The organism is Acinetobacter sp. Z1 (genome assembly GCF_024296945.1).
Taxonomy (GTDB): Bacteria; Pseudomonadota; Gammaproteobacteria; order Pseudomonadales; family Moraxellaceae; genus Acinetobacter; species Acinetobacter beijerinckii.
On sequence record NZ_CP101115.1, the window covers coordinates 797,411 to 815,972 of the forward strand.

Sequence of the window (18,562 nt, forward strand, 5' to 3'; positions counted from 1 at the left end):
TTTATATTAAGGAAACGCTATTGCTGATCGATCTCAATATATGGAAAGAAATAATATGATCTTGGAAGATACAAATATTCATTTATTTCATGTAATTAACTCACTTGCTACTAAGTATCCAATTATTGATCAAATAGCCATTTTTTTAGCGGATGATTTAAATACATTTTTTATAAGTTTTCTGGTTTTTCTATTGGTTGTGCAATGGAAAACATATCACCAAATCTTTACGAAAACATTGTTCATCGTCTTAGTATCGTTAGTTTTAAGTGATCTGATTGAGTTTTTTTATCATCATCCGCGTCCATTTCAGTTAGATTTAGGGCATAAGTTAATTGGTCATGGTTTAAGTTCATCCTTTCCTAGTCAGCATACTTTAACTATGGTGGTTATTGGTTTTGCGTATCTTTTTGCTGGTTTTAAATGGATTGGTTACATTGGACTCTCTACAAGCTTAATAGTCGGTTTATCAAGAGTTTATGTCGGTGTACATTTCCCATTTGATGTGGTTGGTTCTTTTCTTATTGGATTTATTTTAGTGCTGTCTATTAGTTACCTGCTGAAAGAGTTAGCGATAAGAATTAGACGAATCAAACCATTACAAGTGATGGATTAAATTTTGAAGTAAAAAAACGGAGCAATGCTCCGTTTTTTGTTCATGTAGACTGAATATGAAATGGATTCTAAGATTAAACAAAATCAGAGTTATATTTTGTATCGGGCTATTTTTTATAAGATTATTATTGCTTGAGTACCAACTTCTTATTGCTATATTGGCTATAAAAATAAATGCATAACCCCACGACATATAAAACAGCAGAAAGCAAAAGCAGCGAAATACCTGCAGCATAAATGAGCCAAGCCGAATAAATGACAGCAATGGTTGCAATGCTGATGTGCTTAGTGCGCTTATTCTTCAATGATTCTTTGAAATAAAATGCTGATACTAAAAAATAAGGTACTAAAATCATCACCGATGAAATTAACAGTAATTGTGTATAGTTTTTATCAAAAAAGCAGACTGCGATTAAAGAAATTTGCACCACAATTGATGTAAGCCATAACGAAGAAATAGGCACATTATTTTGATTAATCTTTAAAAATATTTTGGGGAACGCATTATTTTTAGCAGCAAGAAAGGGGATTTCCGTAGCATACAGCGTCCAACTTAAATAAGAAGAACTGACAGAAATGATCAAACCTACAGTGATAATAATCATACCAGGGAAGCCAATCAGTTGCTCTAAGATCGCTGCCATAGATGGATTATGCATACCTGCAATTTCAGCACGACTTGCCACACCATAAGAGAGCACAGTGACTAAAACGTAGAAGCTAAGCGCGAGTAACACACCTAAGACTGTTGCTTTGCCGATATCATTTCTTTTCTTGGCTCTTGATGACAGTACGACAGCGCCTTCAATACCTGTAAATACCCAAAGGGTAATTAACATCAGGTTTCTGACTTGTTCCCAAGTTGTCGTTTGTAAAGAAAAATCAAGAAAATTGCTCTTGAACAGATCAAGCTTAAAAGCAATCAAAGTAAAAATGATAAAGATAACAATAGGAACAATTTTTGCGATCGTAGCAATTAAATTGACCAGCGCAGCTTCTTTTATGCCTCGACTTACTAACCAATGAATCAACCAAACAAAAATAGATGAACCGATCAATGCATAGAGTGTATTGCCTTCGCCAAAATAGATTTGACTTGGGCTATCGGTAAACATGCCTACACCAGAAAATGCAATCACCACATAGCCTACAATACCAATGGTTGTGCAGAGCCAGTATCCCCAAGCAGAACAAAACCCAATTAAATCACCAAAGCCTTCACGTGCGTAATTATAAATTCCACCGTCTAAATCTGGACGCTGACGTGTTAAATACAAAAGCGCAAAAGCAAGAAATAAAATGCCTACGCCTGTAATAAGCCAAGCTATTAACAAGGCTTGTCCATTCGCGACAAAAGCCATATTTTGTGGAAGGCTAAACACGCCAGAGCCAACCATTGAACTAAAAACAAGCGCAGTTAAGGAAAGTAAGCCGATTTTTGCTGTAGACATAAGATGAGATTACTTTTTAAAGAAGTTGGAAAGGGCTGAAATATGTTCTGGACCTATGCCACAACAACCGCCGATCAGCGTTGCACCCGCTTGTTCCCATTGCTTGGCAAAGTTGAGATATAAATCTGGATTTAGATCGGCTCTGATTTCATCTAAGCCATCATTAGCCGTTGCTTCACTGTTCTGAGGTGGAAAAGCGTTGGCATATGCACCCACTTGAATGCTTTCTGGCAGTGCTGTTTTGATTGCTTTAATCGCTTGCAGAATAACCTCAGGTTGGCAGCAATTGAAAAGAACAGCATCGGCTTTGATACGGCTAAGTAAATCAATCACTTGCTCAATCGTTTCACCTGAACGTAGCAGGGGCTGTTGATTTTGGATTTCATCTTGTAAGGTAAAAGATACCCAAAATTCACGATTATCTTTTGGTAATAAAGCATGCACTGCTTCAACTTCTGCAATACAAGACTGTGTTTCAGCAAGCCAGAAATCAACATGAGGTGAAAGAGTTTCTATAATGGGGTGAGCTAGTTTTTCTGCTTTATCTTTTTGAAAAAGATCAGCTCGATAAGAACCAAAAAGTGGTGGGAGACACCCCGCAATTAACACATTTTTATCACTTTCAATCACAGCTTGTTTGGCTTGATCTACAGCAATTTGAACCAGCTGTTTTACCTCATTTTCGAAACGTTCTTCGCCAATATGAAACGGTACAACAGCATAATTATTGGTGGTGATTACATCAGCGCCAGCATGGATAAAGTCTAAATGTACCTCTTTTACAATTTCTGGCGCTTCGGTTAGGGCTAAAGCCGACCATTCAGGTTGACGAAAAGGAGCACCACGACGAGCAAGTTCTCGTCCAAAGCCGCCATCTAATATTTTCATAATTTAACATCGAAATAATATACAAGTGTATTAATTATACTTGAATATTCAATTATTAAGTGAGTAAAAACAGGATCCTATTGCTTGGTTTTTCATATAATTAAAATCATTTTTTCTTATGAATATTTTGTATTTTTAGTAGTAGAAAATGAATATGTTTCGATCTTTAAAAATAAATGCAATCTATTCATAGTTTTATATTTCTATGCGCGCTGTTTCAATGAAAAGAGGATCTGTTTGATGTGATTGAATTATTTAAATATAATTTTTACAGATTATTTTTATGGGTTAAATACTTAAAGACATAAGTTCGGAGCGGAGAAGAATCAAGGCAAAGCAAATATTTTAATGCATAGAAATGTCGATTTTGAATGAGATTTCATCGGGGCAAATTTATAAATTTTTTACTGGATAGATAAAATAATTTACATAGTCTTTACGTTACAAATATTACTGTATTCACTACGCTAAATAGATCGAAATAACTTAGGTCTACAGCCATGAGTGCTGCGCTAACTGAGATAAACTCTTCTATCAGAATGAATAAAAATATTCATCCATTCATTACTCAAACACCGCACGAACAAACGGATCAAAATCATTTGTTTCTCAAAGAAGTAGAACGATATTTAGAGTGTTATCCCGATACTAAACATATTGATATTTTTCTTTATGATCTTAATGGGCATCTGCGAGGTAAAAGAATTGATATCAGTTGTCTCAGAAATTTAGCTAAAGGCTGTTATTTGCCGCTGTCTATTTATGCGATGAGTTTAGATGGTAGGGTGATTGAGGAAACAGGGATAGGCAAGTTTGTAGGTGAACCAGATTATTTATGTTTGCCCGTATTGGGTTCATTATGTCCAAATCCGATTGAACCACAGATCAATGCACAGCTGCTCTTGACCATGAAAGAGGACCATATACACGATTGTCGATATGAACCACGCAATATTTTAAAGAAACTGCTGAATCAACTACATGCTTTAGATTATTTTCCGTGTGTCGCTGCGGAGCTTGAATTTTACTTGCAACCCTTATCTCAAGAATCTCAAAAATCTGCATTATCCAAACAATGTTTCGACTTAAATCCAGATGAAGCTATTCAAGCTTTACTGGATGAGATTGAAACTATTTCAAAACAACAAGGTATACAAATCACAGGCATTGTTTCTGAGTCATCTTCAGAACAGTATGAGATCAATATACAGCATAGTGATAATATTTTGAGCTTGTGCGATCAGATCATGATGTTAAAGCGCAATATTAAAAAAATTGCAAACAAGCATGGATTTAGAGCAAATTTTTTGGCGAAACCTGACCTGCACAAGGCAGGGAATGGTATGCACTTTCATATGAGTCTGCTTGATGCAAATAAGCAAAATATTTTTAGTTGTTCTGCGGGTGATTTTACTAAACCCTTATTAAGTGTTATCAGTGGTTTGATATATTTTATGCCAGATTCGATGGCAATTTTGGCACCCAATCTCAATTCGTATCGCCGTTTTAAATTAGGGCATCATGTACCCTTGGAAGCTAATTGGGGGTGGAATAACAGAAATGTTGCTGTCCGTATTCCGTGTGCTGATCCAGAAAATCAGAGAATTGAATATCGTGTTGCTGGGGCAGACTGTAATCCTTATTTAGCATTAGCGGTGATTCTAATGGGCAGTTTACATGGCTTAACTCATATATCAGCCATACCAAAATCTGTGAATCAACCCAAGCTTCAAACTGAGCATAACTTTCTTCCCACAGAACAAATAGATGCCCTAAAGCGCTTTAAAAACAATCATTGGATGAAACAGTATTTAAATTCTGATTTTGTTGAGTTATGGTGCACGGTAAAACAGGCTGAGTATCAGCATATTTTTAGTCAAATTACCGATGTTGAAAAAAGTTGGGATATTTGAACCATAAAATCTTGGTTATACTGCAGCATAGCAGGTGATTAAAAGGCTTCAATTTGAACAGAATTATATAAATTGAAGTCCTGTTTCACTATGAACTAAAAAATAATTTGTTCTGATATATTAGATGAATAGTATTACTCTCACTCAGTGTTATAGCTTGAAACGTACATTAGCTTTCTAAGTGTAAGTTTTAAAGATAAATATTACTTATGCCAATCAGCCCATCTCATGCCGAGAGGGACAATATTTTATTCAACATCAACGTGATATAAATGAATCTTTTAGGTGTTTTTTGTTTGAGGTATGAACTCCGTTAAAGACATAAAAAGTCTTTATAGGACAAATAAGCCCATCAACTTAAAAACATATTGACAGCATATATGCTAGACGATAATTTAATCACTAGTTCTAATTTGGAACTTATTGGTAGCTGTAAGCCAATTCATATAATTGCTTATTGGCTGGCTTGGGTAACGATAAGAATTTTTTAGAATCTGTTATTGATTACCTGCTATTTCTATAGGTGAGGAAAGCCGTGATGCTAAATGATGTAAATACAATTACTGTGCGTCAAACACAATTCAAGCCTGAGAAAATTAAAGCTCATTATACTGAATCCACTTTGATGTCACATTTTCTCACCGCATTGTCCATGAGTTTTCCTCAGGGTGAACGTTTTTTTGTAGAAACTGTAAGGAATGTACGTGATCAAATTTATGATGAACAACTACAAAAAGATATTTCTGGTTTTATAGGTCAAGAGGCGCATCATGCCCGTGCTCATGAACAGTTTAATCAGCTAGTTCAAAACAATGATTATCATCTTAAAAGATTTGAAAAGGCTTATGAGCAGGAGATGATTCGCTTAAGAACGTTGAGTCAGCGTCGCCAATTGGCTGCTACAGTTGCACTCGAACATTTTACGGCGATGATGGCAGGCTATATGCTTGAGTATCCCAATATCATGTTTAAAGGTTTATCTGAAAACATGAAGAATCTTTGGCTTTGGCATGCTGTTGAGGAAATTGAACATAAGCATGTAGCATTTGATGTCTATCAGCAGGTGTTTGCGAATCTACCTCAGCGTCGCAGAAGTATGCGTACAATTACGGTGGGATTTATTAGTAGTACCATAGTGATGACTAGTCATCTCGTCTGGCAAGATCGAAAGAATACCTTATATTCCCCTAAGCAACTTTTAAAAAATACGCAGACACTTTTAGGTCTCACACAAATGATGTGGCGTTTGTTGCCTGACTATTTAGCATTTTATAAAGCAAGTTTTCATCCATCTGAGATTGATCAACAGGATCTATTAATTAAAGCTAGAGCATTATTAGTTAGATAAGTTACTAACAATATTTACAGCTAATTATTTTTAGATAATTTAATCAGTAGCTTAGGTTGAATTTAAATTTAAAATAAATTTTTTAGATCCATTGATATTCAATAAATTTATTTATTGAATTTTAAAAAGGACAGTCAGATTTATAAAATGGCGTTACTATTGTGCTTTTTAACTTGGGCATAACAAGCTTAATTGCTGAAAAAGTCAAAACTGAGCTTAATAGCATCATATAAACTTCAATTGATTTTGTAAGTAAGAAAAGTAGTAAGTAAAAAGTAACTAATAATATTAAGCAATAGATTGTATTTTTAAAGTATAAGGTAATAAAAAACCATATAGCATAGATGAAAATAATAAATTGAAATTTTTATTCATTCCAAATTTATCAAATACAACGATTAGAAGAGAAATACTTATTACTGAAATGATAAAAACAAAAATATTTTTGAGTATTAACATCTTATTTCCTCTAATTCAGATTAAAGAAAAAATTCACCTTTAGGGTCATCTAAAGGTGAAGATTAAATTGCACAACCAGATTAAGGTAGCCTTTATATATAATTCTAATAAAGTAAGAATAATTATAGGCTGCACATTTTTAAAACTACTCCTCCAGAAAATAGTTTTAAAATGTGTGTACATAAGGGGAAGTATATATATTAAGAAAACTATGCAAATAATCTTCGGCTTACATTGTTATGAGATAAAGCTTACATTTGATTATTATTTAATCAATTTAATTAAGTATAATTAATTTTTAATTAATAATTATCAATAATTTAATTTTATGAAAGCCAAAAAATTATTTTTTTATTAAAATTTATTAACATAAGTGCTTATAAAATCATACTTTTTATACATAAAAAATAAAATTAGCATTCAAAAACAAAAACCTGTATTGTGTGAAAAATACACCTTTTAAATTGCGTAACCAAAAGACTTATTAATAAAATTAATAAGTTAGTCTTTATCTACATGTAATTTTAATTTTGGAAGTGACCCCAATGGAATTCGTTAGAGTTTTATACGCAAGTAAAGTTGCTAATTCTTATCCTGATCTTAAGCAAGATTTGATTGAAATTTTAAATACGGCTGTAGACTTTAATTACCGTAATGAAATCACTGGTGTTCTTTATTATGGGCATGGATATTTTGTTCAATGTCTAGAGGGAAGAAAAAGCAAAGTAGATGATCTTTTTTATCAACGAATTTTGAAAGATCCAAGACATAAGAATTGTGAAATTCTGTTTTATGAAAAATGCGACATTGGTCTTTTTAAGCATTGGAACATGAAGTTCGCACCGATCAACAAAAGACTAGGGGATTTCTTCTTAGAAAACCACAGAGATGACTTCAATCCTTTTTTGTTGTCTACCGAAACAATTCCAACTTTCATCGATCTTTTGGCTTCAGAGTATGCTGTAGAACCTTACTCATTTGAACTAAATGAATAAAACTTTATTCATAACATAGCATTATCAATAGAGAAGAAAATGAAAATACGTTTATGCTATGCGAGTTCTCGACATGACTCTATGGATGACTTAATTGAAGATTTAAGTGATATCTTAAGTGTCGCGAGAGACTTTAACTTTAAAAATGATATTTATGGTGTACTCTACTATGCAAATAATGGCTTCTTTCAGTGTTTAGAAGGAGAAAGGTTTGTTGTCCAGCAGCTATTTGAAAGAATTAAAAATGACAAAAGGCATAAAGCTATTCTTGAGTTTGATAGTATTGAAATTAAAAAATATAGTTTTAAAAATTGGTCAATGAAGTACGTTCAAAAAAGTTCAAAAGTAGATATTTTCTTTAATGAAATAGGATGTGAAGTCTTCACGCCCACAGCATTAAATGAGAATAATATTGATAAATTCTTAGAAGCACTTTTAAGCGAAAATCAGACATTTATTAAGAAAAGAGTTGGTCTCAATAAACGTGGAACACATCCATATTTGTAAAAAGAAGACGAGCGATGGCTCGTCTTCTTTTTAACTCTTAAAGAGAAATACTCTTACTTGTTCCTAAATCCTCAGTTTCACCAGTCACTGAAGCCTTAGCTAGCTTATAGAGGGTAACGAGTGTGCCTGAACCTTTCCAATATTGCGCACCATTGCAAACAACTCTAATCAGTTGAATATCTGGGTCTGATTTACCGTGCTCGAAGAAAGCTTCATAAGCAGGGGACCAGATTTCATCAAGTATGACTTCATCAATGACATTTTCCGCAACACCATTAATGGAGACATAATCATTATTTGAGGTATTACTATAACCTAAATTTACCTGGGGATTGCTTGATATACTTTTTACTAATTCAGATTTTTTTGAACCTAAAAACCATACTATTCCATTGAATGCATCATTCTGAGTTGTCATTGGCGCAGAGTGCAAATGACCTTCGTCAGTAACAAACGTTACCATTGAAAATCTAAAATCTTTAAGTAATTCGCTCAACTCTTCATAAGTGCTATTAATATTGTCCATATTTCTAATACTCAATTAGTAATTTGAACTAATACTATCTATGAAAATAATATAAGTAGAGGTTTATATTTGTATTCACAATGTTTAATAAAAATAAAAGATTAACGTTAGTGTAATTTTAGATTACTCAAGAGTATCTAGTCTGACTATTGGCGTTAATTTGTATAACTTTAAAGTAAGTGTTTTTATACTTTATTAATTTATTTAAATAAGCATTATCTAACTCTTCCCAAATTTCAAAATTAAAAAAGATAGATGATTCTTCATAAATCCACAGCCAATTTGATACATGCATCTTTTTAGCTGAGTCAAAGATCGTATCTTTCACTTTGATCAACTTATGTAAATTCAATTTTTCGTCCTGAAGGACAATTTCATCAATTTTCAAAAAAAACACCATTAAGAAAATGAATAGGTAAATCTACACCTATTTTATTAGATTAGATAAGCTTTAAAATTAAAAATTGTAAGTTTAAATTATTATTTATATTTCAGTAGGATAAATATTTGAGTGGTCTAAAATTCGTTGGGAAATATAGATCATATTTAAAGAAATGTAATTTATTTGAGAAAAATTGCATTTGTTTTTTTGATCAAAGCAATAAAATTTCATAAGTTGATCTTATATCAAATAAGTGTGACTGGGTTTGTGGGGTCTTTAATTTTTATGAGATAAAGATCATGCAATAAAATTAGATAGAAAAATGGTGCGTTCAGCTGGAATCATTTTTTGTATTTTTTTGAATTATTTACGATGAAAAAATGAAACTACGATTTATATAATTAGCCAATCACTAATGCTTTAGCGATAGATCAAATAGCTTTATTTCATAAATAATTCAACAATGTTTTGTTGGCTGCTGTCTGTTACACAATATTCATGTTTCAGATAATAAATGATGTCGCACAAACTTAAACCATGACTAGTTTTTTCTTTGAAAGTGAAGTTTAGTTATAAATCTATTACATTAAGAATATAGACAACATAGTCTACTGTTTATAAAATGCGCGAAATTTAAGCCAATATTCAAAAAAGATGTTCAATAATATATTTCAAGCTTTAGAGAGTTTAGGTCTTACCGCACAAAAACGTGCCATTCATATCCAGTTTTCTAATCAAAAATTAAATACACAAATCTTTTTACAACGTATCGATGGCCAACATCACCTCAATGAAGGCTTTAAAGCAGAACTGATCTGTCTATCCACCAATGCCACGATTCCATTAAAACAATTCATTGGTAGTCAGGTTGCGATAGATACAGTGACCGATCATGGTCAATTGACCCGTGTTACAGGCATTATCACCCAAGCGCTACAAGGACAATCGGACGGTAGCTTAACACTATACAAACTAACCCTCGAAGACCCCACCACACTATGGAAACAACGCCGTAACAGCCGCGTATTTATGAATAAAAGTGTGCCTGATGTAGTGGAAATCATCTTCAAAGAATGGCAACAAAAAAGCCCACTGTTTGCATCAAGCCTAACTTTAGATTTAAGCGGACTGAGTCAAGACTACGATGTCCGCCCATTCATCATGCAAGCCAATGAAAGTGACTATGACTTCCTAACCCGATTAATGCGCAGTGAAGGTATCAATTGGCTAATCGATGAAGCCGAGCGAATTGTTGCACTCAGCAGCGCTGCTATCCAAGCACAAAAACTTCGACTCATCGATGACAATAGCCAATACCAAGCACTCGAACGAAGACAGATTCGCTACCACCGCAGCAGTGCTACAGAACAATACGACAGCATGACCAGTTTGGTCGGGCAGCGTTCACTACAACCCAGTAGTGTACATGTACAACGCTGGCAAGCCGATGCCTTAGAACAAGAAGAAGGCGCAGGCAGCGTCCAAAGTACCCATCTACACAGTGAGCAACATAACAATGCCAGTCTAGGACTAGAACAAGCATGGCACTTCTCACCCGCATGGATGCAAGACTTGAATGGTGAAGATGGATCAACTCAATCAGGCAATGCTCAAATTGAAAAAATTAATCAGACTCTGAGCCAATACTACGACTTACAATCCAAACAATTTATAGCTCAGACTACCGTGCGAGATAGTCATGTCGGTTATTGGTTTGAACTGGCAGAACACCCTGAAATAGATCAACACGATGGTGCAGACAAAGAATTTCTGATCACAGGCAAAAACTTCTATAACCAAAACAACTTGCCCAAAGATTTAAGCCAACAGATTGATCAACTATTAGCGCAAAGCAATTGGCAGCCGACCCAAGCCAATAATGAAGAACGGCAAGCCAATCAACTGACACTACAACGTCGCAATATCAAAACCGTTCCTGAATTTAATCCGCTACAACATCGTCCAGCAGCTTCACCACAACGCGCCAAAGTGGTTGGGCCAAGCGGTGAGGAAATCCATGTGGATGAATGGGGTAGGATAAAAGTAAGATTTCTATTCACAAGAAATGAAGACCATAGTCATGATGGTGGTGCAGGTGCAAATAACAACGACACCGATTCAGCATGGGTGGATGTACTTACACCGTGGGCAGGAGAAGGCTATGGCGCACGATTCTTGCCACGTATAGATGAACTTGTGGTGATAGACTTCTTTGATGGCAATATCGATCGTCCATTTGTCACAGGACGGATTCATGAGGGATATCGTAGCCCAACCAAATTTGACAATGCAGGCAAATTACCTGATACCAAAAAACTAGCAGGAATCAAATCCAAAGAAGTTCAAGGCGAAGGCTTTAATCAATTGCGTTTTGATGACACGACGGGTCAAATCAGCGCGCAACTGCAAAGTAGTCATGCTGTTAGCCAACTCAATCTCGGCAAACTGAGTCACCCAAAAGACCAAGCAGAAAGTGAAGATAGAGGTGAGGGCTTTGAACTGCGTACCGATCAATGGGGTGCAGTACGTGCAGGGGAAGGTTTACTCATTTCTACGCAGAAACAGGATCAAGCCCAAGGCGACCATCTTGATGCCCAACCCGCCAAGCAACAGCTCGAAGGCAACCAAAACAATGCCAAAGCCTTAAGTGAAGTTGCCAAGAATCAGCAAACGGATGAGATTGAATCGCTGGATCAACTAAAAGACTTTGCTGATCAGATTCAGGACAAAATTGCAAAATTTGAAAAAGCTTTATTGCTGTTAAATTCACCTGCGGGAATTAGTCTAAGTACTAATGAAGATATTCATCTCTCAGCAGATGGGCAGATCAATCAGATTGCGGGCGATAGTATTAATCTGAGTACGCAAAAGAATCTGGTTGCCCATGTTCAGAACAGGATCAGCCTGTTTGCTGCGCAGAATGGGATTAAGCAGGTCGCTGCCAAAGGTAAATTTGAAGTACACGCCCAATCGGATGGGATAGACTTGCTTGCTAAGCAAGGCATTCAAATTATTTCAACCGAAGACCGCATTGAAATTACCAGCCCTAAAGAAATTGTATTTACCGCGCAAGGTTCGCAACTCAAGCTGAATGGCTCTGGGATTTTTCCGACCACAGGTGGCAAGTTTGAGGTGAAGGCGGGGCAGCATTTGTTTATGGGTGGGGCGAGTGTTTCACCTAATTTGCCAGCATTGCCAGCTCTAAGTCTCTTGCCTAAAGAACTTGAGTTAAAGTATGTCTATGATGATTTAAAGCCTGTAATCCAAGCACCTTATAAACTAATATTTTCAGATGGTACCTCTCAGGAAGGAATTCTTGATGCAAATGGCTATGCTAAGGTATCTATTCCTGGAGATAAAACACAATCCAAAGTTTATTATGGATTTAGTCTTGTAGAAGCAAAGCCTGATAAAGAGAAAGTAGCTAATCCTTTTAAAGATAGGAAAGTTATGAGTGTCGCAGAAGCAGAACATCTAATCGAACAATATAATCAACAAGAATTAGCAACCTTATTAGATGAATATTTTCCTGATGAGATTGAAGATATGATCAAAGGAGATGATATCGAATATGATGATCACATTAGCGATTATGAAGAACATTTAATTGCATCAGAAAATAATGCAGAAGATGTACTGGAGGATGATGCAGAAGAAATTCTATTAAGCAGCGAGGATTCAACTTCTGGGTTAGGGCTAGGAGATAAACAATGAATACAGCTGTAGTAAGAACAACATCTCAAACAATGAGAGTCACTCAGAAAGGTGAGGAGTCGGCAGCTCAATGGATTAAAGGGGTACTTGATGGGAGTGGATCAAGCCCAGCACAGATTATTGTTGCTGTTGTGATTGGTTGTATCCCTTTTGTAGGGCAAGGGGTAGACGTTGGGAATGTCATTGTTTCTGTAGTGAAGATAGCTGAAAAACCAGAAGAGAAAGATAACTGGTTTGATTTGGTTTTTAATCTTGTGGCATTTATTCCTGTAGCTGGAGATGGGTTAAAAATTGTCTTTAAGCAATTACGTTCAGGTAAAGCGATGGGGGCTATTTTAGATGCGATTCCAAGTAAAACCATGCGAGGGAATGTTGATAAGTGGTTTAGAAACGTAAACTGGAATACTTATACCAAAGAGCTGCAAACGACTTGTAATAAGATTATTGATGGTTTAACTGATGTTTTTGATAGCTGGTTAACTAGAGCTGTATTAGGGCAAGCTAGACTAAAAACCTTGGTTACTCAGTTGAAGCAAATGAAAAAAGTTGCCAATCAAAAAATTGATATGGTAATGAAAGAATTACAGGCTGCACATCAAAAAGCGTTAGGAACACCTTATCCTAATACAACAGCACGAGCTCCAGTCGTGACGACGAGAGCACCCTCAACACCAGCGGCAAAGACTCCTAGACAACCGAATCAACAACCTGCGCCTCACACACTGCCAAATGGTAGTGTACCTAAAAATACTGGTGGAAATACTGCAAGTACAGGTAAAGTAAATACCTCAACAAAAAGACAGGCAAAAAAGCGATCGAATAAAGAATTAGGCTCTGGTGGTGAACATATCACGGATTATTATTTTGTAAAACGCAAGAAGAACAGAAGCAAGATTAATAATAATGGTGTGCTCTATGAATATCATGACACGGGACATAATGGAATTGACCATGTATGGCACAGTAATAGTATTGGACATAAGTACCGAATTACGGATAGTAAAGCAACGAATTTAGCCAGTCATAAAAAGCTCATGACTCCTAAAGCAGCTATGGCTGCTTTAAGGATGGGACTTGACGTTTATATGAAGTCTAATCAAGAGAGTAAAACCAAAAATGCTGTTGGTAATACTAAAAGTGATGGTGTACAAATGTCTCATTTATGGATTGCGAATAAAATAGATAGTGCCCAAATCACGCCAAATCATAGTTCAATTTTAAGAGACATCAGGGCGTGGAGAAGAGTTGGTTTTAAGGCGAGCACTGAAAAAAGAGTGGGTAAAACCGTTGCAGTGAGGTGCCCTTATGACCGTAGCTTAATTACGATTACGGGCAATCAATTTGATCACCATAGTAAATGTAAAGGTTTGGATAAACCAAAGTGTACGCGTACCGTCACTTCCCATACAATTACTTTAGAATTTGTTATGCCAAATGAAATGCTGGAGCGTTAGAAATGTCAATAATAGTGAATGATCAGGAAATAGATTGGCAGAAATGGTTGGCGTTAGAAATTATTGATGAAGACTGTTTTAGAGATAACTATTTATTAAAACAGGATTATCATGAAAATTTTGATGAGTTTGTAAATGGCTTATATTCAGTTACAGATGGCTTTAGTAATTATAAAAATGAAAAAAAATATGGCGGTTATATCGCAGCAGGGCATCAACGCTTAAGAGATGCTTTAAATTTAATGTCTTTACAGTATTCCGCTGGTGGTGACATCGAATTTTTAAAAGAGTTATACCCATATTTATTATATTGGGTAGAAGAATATGCGGAAACTAGTCATTTATATAATTTAAGCTCTGATGCAGATGGACGATTTGTTTGGCATATCAGTTTAGGAACAGAAGACTATTGGTATATTGCGTTACGTCTGATTTGTTTTGGACTGTTGACTGGTTATGCGGATCAGATGGATCGGATTATGCCGATTATTGATTATGTTGATGATGTTTCTCCAGAGGGGCAGGAAAAGGATGGATTAATTGAACGTTTAGTTGCTCCTTTTGTTGCAGATCGTGGAACTCCACCAGATGAAGCAAGACGACATTTGCCTTATCGTAAGCTGATTAAAGTGTTTAATGCTTCACCTGAACAGCGTTCAGCTTTAATGCTGCAATACCTAGAAGACTGGTATGAGGCGAGCCGTCGAGAACCTTACCATGATCAACATCCTCAACCAGACATCAGATCTGGAGTTAGCTATTATGGCTATTGGTCATGGGAAGCAGCAGCGGTAACGTGGTTGCTGGATATAGATGATACGTCATATCGGGAACATCAGTTCTATCCAAAAGACTTGGTTGATTTTGCTCGAACACAGTCAAAAGTAGCTCTAGATGATCAACAACTAGAACGAATGAAAGTTAAGGGTGGCGAAGCCTGTATTAAAACAGGTTATTGGAGAACACCAGCACAACCAGATTCACGACAATACTTTAAACAAGGTGAGATTGTTCCCACACTTATCGAGCTAGATTGGGGGGAGGTATATTGGTATTGGGATGGTGAAAAATAATTTAATCATTTGAGAAAAAGCCATCCTTATTTGGATGGTTTTTTGCATTTATTAAAGCTTCAAATAATTAAGTAAAGACAAAACCGTTCAATTGGTTCTCAAATGGCAGCAAAGGAGCGTCTAGCTAGTATGGATACTGCGGCAGCTCAGGCTAAGGGGATGGGGAAAGATGCGATGGATGTTGAATTGAAGCGTTGTAAGTAATGGAGAGTAGTAAGATGAACCAAGAAGATATTGATTACTTTTACGAAAAATATGGTCAGCCAATTGATAAAGTCGAAGCTACAGAGAGCATAATAAAAAAATATCGGGGTAAATTGCCTGAAAGTATTTTAGAGCAATGGCGATTGTTTGGTTTTGCAGGCTATTTAAATGGTTTGTACTGGATTACCAATCCAGATGATTACGCTGAAGTAATTTATGATTGGCTGGAAGAGACACTATTGCCTGATGATGATGTTTATCATGTTTTAGCGCGTACCGCATTTGGTGAGCTGTTAATTTGGGGTGAGCGTAATTATGGTAGATATTATATTAAAACAATGGAAGGCATTCTACATGACAATGGAGAACAGTTAGAAAGCGCTGAATTTTATGGCAGTGACTTTTTCTTTCTTGCTAAAAAAACTTATATGGATTACACCGATAAAAACAGTAAAAAGCTATTTGATCGTGCGGTGAAAAAACTTGGTGTTTTAAAAGCAGATGAAATGTATGCTTTTGAGCCTGCACTTGCTTTAGGAGGTGAAGAGTCCTTAAGCCATTTGGCAAAAGTTAATTTACCAGTCCATATGAAATTATTAAAGCAGGTAACTCCACTCAGAATGAGAAGCTTTGAGGATCTTACAGCGGCTCTATATGGAACATCGTATAATGTGGAAGATTTAACAAGTGGGCAAGATGCCGAGTCACAATATAATCATTCAGTTAAAGCTGGGGAAATTTGTCCGAGAACTGGCTATTGGAAAACACCAGCGCAACCTGATTCAAGTCAGTATTTTGAGCAGGGTGAAACTCTTCCAACTCTTGCCGAGCTGGATTGGGGGGAAGTGTATTGGTATTGGAATGGTGAGAACTAATTAAATGACCAAAAGGGCATTTTTGTTTTGCTCATATTTATAAAAGTTAGGTAAAGCAAAGATCCATAAGCGTGTATGGAAAAATTTGATAGATTTTTAGTTAAAACATTGCGCTAATTCGGAGGGAAAATGAGTGATGAAGACTTTGAATATTTTTTAGAAAAATTTGGGCAACCACAGCAAGCGATTGCAGTAACAGAAGATATTCTAAAGAAATATAAAGGGAAACTTCCTGACCAATTATTAGAATATTGGAAAGAAGTTGGCTTTTGTAGCTTTAAAGAAGGATTGTTTTGGATTACCAATCCAGAAGATTATGCAGAGGACATTTATCACTGGCTAGAAAGTACTGATATTTTGGATGAGGATGTTTGGCATGTGATTGCTAGATCAGCATTCGGAGAGCTTTATTTATGGGGGGAAAAAAATTGGCAAAAATATGATTTAAATATTTCAAATGGTCAAGTATTTCAGAATAGCGTTGGCTTTAATGATAAAAAGCATACAAGCAATGAAATTGTTAGAAACTTCTTTGCTTTTTCTGATGTAGATGAATTTGACAAAAAAGATGACAATCTCAAACCTCTATTTGAACGTGCTGTAAAAAAATATGGTCCTCTCGCCAGTAATGAAGTATTGGGCTTTGAACCTGCCTTAATACTTGGTGGTAGTGCTTCATTAAAAAATCTAAAAAAACTTGATATTCATGTTCATATGTCGATACTCAAAGAGTTTACCCAAGTCTATAAAACAGATCTAGAGGGCTTAGGGAAGATGTTATATGGAGAGAATGCATCATTTAGTAAAGCTATTGAACAGGTTGATCAACAGGAAAGAAAACAGCTTCAAATTAGTGTGCAAGGTGGACAACTATGTCCACAAACTGGCTATTGGAAAACACCAGCTCAACCAGATTCACGACAATACTTCAAACAAAATGACATTTTTCCAACCCTTACTGAATTAGATTGGGGCGAAGTATATTGGCAGTTTGATGGTGAGTAATGATCATATTTAATAGATAAAATACATGAAAAATCCTATTACCTTTACTTCTGGATGTGCCATATCGGATGATATGGTATATGTATCGAGCTCATTGGATAAATTTGATGATAATCAGCAATTTAGTCGATTGTTTATGTATGATTATACTGAAGATAATGGGCAAGGATGGTATTATCATGATGTTAATTTTATTGTAGTGGATGTATGTTTCTATAATGTTGAAAATAATAAAAAGTTAGTTGCATTAAGTGATGAAGGTGAGATTGAGGAGTTTGATGGTGAAAATAGTAAATTTAAACATATAGATGGAGCTGGTTTAAATCAAGAGTGGAGTAACGATCGTGGTTATCTCTCTAAAATAAAATTTCAAAATAGCAAGTTATTTGCTTGTGGATATGATGGTCAGGTTTATGTTAATGATTTTAAGTGGTCTGACATCTCAAGTGGTTTAAATATTAATGATAATCAGGCGTTAGATTTTGATTCGCTTGATTGTGAAGATGATATTTCTGTTATTGATATATGTGAGGTGGATGGTAATTATTTCTGTGTAGGTCGTATTGGAGATAATGGGCTAATTGCTAATTATGATGGTAATCAATGGAATATATTGAAAAAAGTTACACCTGCTACACTATATTCAATTCTTTTGAAAGAAGATGGTAAATTAATTGTATGTGGAACATATGGGAATTTAATAGAAATTAATGATAATACTGATTTTATTCGGAAAACAAACTTAAGTATAAAAGATGATTTCTATTCTTTAACGGAATTTAATGGAGTAGTTTATATCGGTTCAGCATGTGGTCTATATAAATTTCATGAAAATGAAATTACCAAAGTTAATGTTCATGAGGAGATTGATAGTAATCTTGTATTTAAAGTGGATTGTACTGAAAATATTTTATGGATTTTTACGAATAAGCTTGTGGGCAGATATGATGGGATTTCTTGGAGGATTTTTGATCATCCTGATAATAAAGAATACCAGAAAATATCTTTAACTGTTAGTGCTAATGAAAAATGTCCTAAGTCAGGATACTGGTATACGGTTGCAAAACCTAATTCAAGAGATTATTTTAGACAAGGTGATTCTTTCCCTCAATTAGTCACTGATTGGGGCGAAGTATATTGGCAATTCGATGGT

General features: G+C 35.3%; 15 protein-coding genes. 11 read left to right on the forward strand and 4 right to left on the reverse strand.

Features of this window, described 5'->3' with window-relative positions:
• The first annotated feature begins 55 nt into the window (after positions 1-55).
• Complete coding sequence (locus tag NGC85_RS03805; protein WP_254804892.1) at positions 56-616, forward strand: phosphatase PAP2 family protein; 561 nt, start codon at positions 56-58, stop codon at positions 614-616.
• Positions 617-740: 124 nt separating this feature from the next.
• Here the strand turns inward: NGC85_RS03805 and NGC85_RS03810 are convergent, their stop codons facing one another.
• Together NGC85_RS03810 and NGC85_RS03815 are read right to left on the reverse strand one after the other, a co-directional pair.
• Entirely contained in the window at positions 741-2,066 is a 1,326-nt protein-coding gene (locus NGC85_RS03810; RefSeq protein ID WP_254804893.1) for a basic amino acid/polyamine antiporter, read from the reverse strand.
• A gap of 9 nt (positions 2,067-2,075) precedes the next feature.
• A complete protein-coding gene (locus NGC85_RS03815) occupies positions 2,076-2,954 on the reverse strand; it encodes a homocysteine S-methyltransferase family protein (protein ID WP_254804894.1) in 879 nt (292 codons plus the stop codon).
• 500 nt (positions 2,955-3,454) lie between these two features.
• Here NGC85_RS03815 and NGC85_RS03820 point away from each other — a divergent pair, with 500 nt between their 5' ends.
• From NGC85_RS03820 to NGC85_RS03840, 4 genes are all read left to right on the forward strand, one after another.
• Positions 3,455-4,867 (forward strand): glutamine synthetase family protein, encoded by a 1,413-nt coding sequence (locus NGC85_RS03820; RefSeq protein ID WP_254804895.1) that lies wholly within the window; start codon positions 3,455-3,457, stop codon positions 4,865-4,867.
• Positions 4,868-5,405: 538 nt separating this feature from the next.
• Entirely contained in the window at positions 5,406-6,215 is an 810-nt protein-coding gene (locus tag NGC85_RS03825; protein WP_254804896.1) for a metal-dependent hydrolase, read from the forward strand.
• A 1,004-nt stretch (positions 6,216-7,219) separates the two neighbouring features.
• Complete coding sequence (locus NGC85_RS03835; RefSeq protein WP_005055778.1) at positions 7,220-7,669, forward strand: BLUF domain-containing protein; 450 nt, start codon at positions 7,220-7,222, stop codon at positions 7,667-7,669.
• A 39-nt stretch (positions 7,670-7,708) separates the two neighbouring features.
• Entirely contained in the window at positions 7,709-8,176 is a 468-nt protein-coding gene (locus tag NGC85_RS03840; protein WP_005055777.1) for a BLUF domain-containing protein, read from the forward strand.
• Between the two features lie 37 nt (positions 8,177-8,213).
• Here NGC85_RS03840 and NGC85_RS03845 read toward each other — a convergent pair whose 3' ends face one another.
• Positions 8,214-8,702: a pyridoxamine 5'-phosphate oxidase family protein gene (locus NGC85_RS03845; protein WP_005055776.1), complete on the reverse strand. Its 489-nt coding sequence runs from the start codon at positions 8,700-8,702 to the stop codon at positions 8,214-8,216.
• 127 nt (positions 8,703-8,829) lie between these two features.
• The gene (locus tag NGC85_RS03850) at positions 8,830-9,090 is read right to left on the reverse strand and encodes a hypothetical protein (RefSeq protein WP_039909593.1); all 261 of its coding nucleotides are present in this window, start codon (positions 9,088-9,090) and stop codon (positions 8,830-8,832) included.
• A 648-nt stretch (positions 9,091-9,738) separates the two neighbouring features.
• On the opposite strand from NGC85_RS03850, the gene NGC85_RS03855 reads away from it, so the two are divergent.
• The 6 genes from NGC85_RS03855 to NGC85_RS17455 all read left to right on the forward strand — a co-directional run bounded on the left by NGC85_RS03855 (position 9,739) and on the right by NGC85_RS17455 (position 18,419).
• A complete protein-coding gene (locus tag NGC85_RS03855; RefSeq protein WP_254804897.1) occupies positions 9,739-12,798 on the forward strand; it encodes a type VI secretion system Vgr family protein in 3,060 nt (1,019 codons plus the stop codon).
• Positions 12,795-14,252 (forward strand): hypothetical protein, encoded by a 1,458-nt coding sequence (locus tag NGC85_RS03860; protein ID WP_254804898.1) that lies wholly within the window; start codon positions 12,795-12,797, stop codon positions 14,250-14,252. Before NGC85_RS03855 ends, NGC85_RS03860 begins: the two co-directional genes overlap by 4 nt.
• A 2-nt stretch (positions 14,253-14,254) precedes the next feature.
• Positions 14,255-15,325 (forward strand): PoNe immunity protein domain-containing protein, encoded by a 1,071-nt coding sequence (locus NGC85_RS03865; protein WP_254804899.1) that lies wholly within the window; start codon positions 14,255-14,257, stop codon positions 15,323-15,325.
• Positions 15,326-15,543: 218 nt separating this feature from the next.
• The gene (locus NGC85_RS03870) at positions 15,544-16,404 is read left to right on the forward strand and encodes a type VI secretion system immunity protein, TaeI family (protein WP_254804900.1); all 861 of its coding nucleotides are present in this window, start codon (positions 15,544-15,546) and stop codon (positions 16,402-16,404) included.
• A gap of 129 nt (positions 16,405-16,533) precedes the next feature.
• Positions 16,534-17,409, forward strand: a complete 876-nt coding sequence (locus tag NGC85_RS03875) for a type VI secretion system immunity protein, TaeI family (protein WP_254804901.1) — start codon at positions 16,534-16,536, stop codon at positions 17,407-17,409.
• A gap of 857 nt (positions 17,410-18,266) precedes the next feature.
• Positions 18,267-18,419, forward strand: coding sequence for a hypothetical protein (locus NGC85_RS17455; RefSeq protein WP_368407613.1), 153 nt, complete (start codon positions 18,267-18,269; stop codon positions 18,417-18,419).
• Positions 18,420-18,562 lie beyond the last annotated feature (143 nt).

Excerpts from the sequence above, each read along its gene's own strand:
- NGC85_RS03875 (WP_254804901.1), top strand. The coding sequence starts at position 16,534 with ATGAGTGATGAAGACTTTGAATATTTTTTAGAAAAATTTGGGCAACCA.
- NGC85_RS03840 (WP_005055777.1), top strand. The coding sequence starts at position 7,709 with ATGAAAATACGTTTATGCTATGCGAGTTCTCGACATGACTCTATGGAT.
- NGC85_RS03865 (WP_254804899.1), top strand. The coding sequence starts at position 14,255 with ATGTCAATAATAGTGAATGATCAGGAAATAGATTGGCAGAAATGGTTG.
- NGC85_RS03860 (WP_254804898.1), top strand. The coding sequence starts at position 12,795 with ATGAATACAGCTGTAGTAAGAACAACATCTCAAACAATGAGAGTCACT.
- NGC85_RS03845 (WP_005055776.1), bottom strand. The coding sequence starts at position 8,702 with ATGGACAATATTAATAGCACTTATGAAGAGTTGAGCGAATTACTTAAA.
- NGC85_RS17455 (WP_368407613.1), top strand. The coding sequence starts at position 18,267 with ATGAGGAGATTGATAGTAATCTTGTATTTAAAGTGGATTGTACTGAAA.
- NGC85_RS03815 (WP_254804894.1), bottom strand. The coding sequence starts at position 2,954 with ATGAAAATATTAGATGGCGGCTTTGGACGAGAACTTGCTCGTCGTGGT.
- NGC85_RS03805 (WP_254804892.1), top strand. The coding sequence starts at position 56 with ATGATCTTGGAAGATACAAATATTCATTTATTTCATGTAATTAACTCA.
- NGC85_RS03855 (WP_254804897.1), top strand. The coding sequence starts at position 9,739 with ATGTTCAATAATATATTTCAAGCTTTAGAGAGTTTAGGTCTTACCGCA.
- NGC85_RS03810 (WP_254804893.1), bottom strand. The coding sequence starts at position 2,066 with ATGTCTACAGCAAAAATCGGCTTACTTTCCTTAACTGCGCTTGTTTTT.
- NGC85_RS03835 (WP_005055778.1), top strand. The coding sequence starts at position 7,220 with ATGGAATTCGTTAGAGTTTTATACGCAAGTAAAGTTGCTAATTCTTAT.
- NGC85_RS03825 (WP_254804896.1), top strand. The coding sequence starts at position 5,406 with ATGCTAAATGATGTAAATACAATTACTGTGCGTCAAACACAATTCAAG.
- NGC85_RS03870 (WP_254804900.1), top strand. The coding sequence starts at position 15,544 with ATGAACCAAGAAGATATTGATTACTTTTACGAAAAATATGGTCAGCCA.
- NGC85_RS03820 (WP_254804895.1), top strand. The coding sequence starts at position 3,455 with ATGAGTGCTGCGCTAACTGAGATAAACTCTTCTATCAGAATGAATAAA.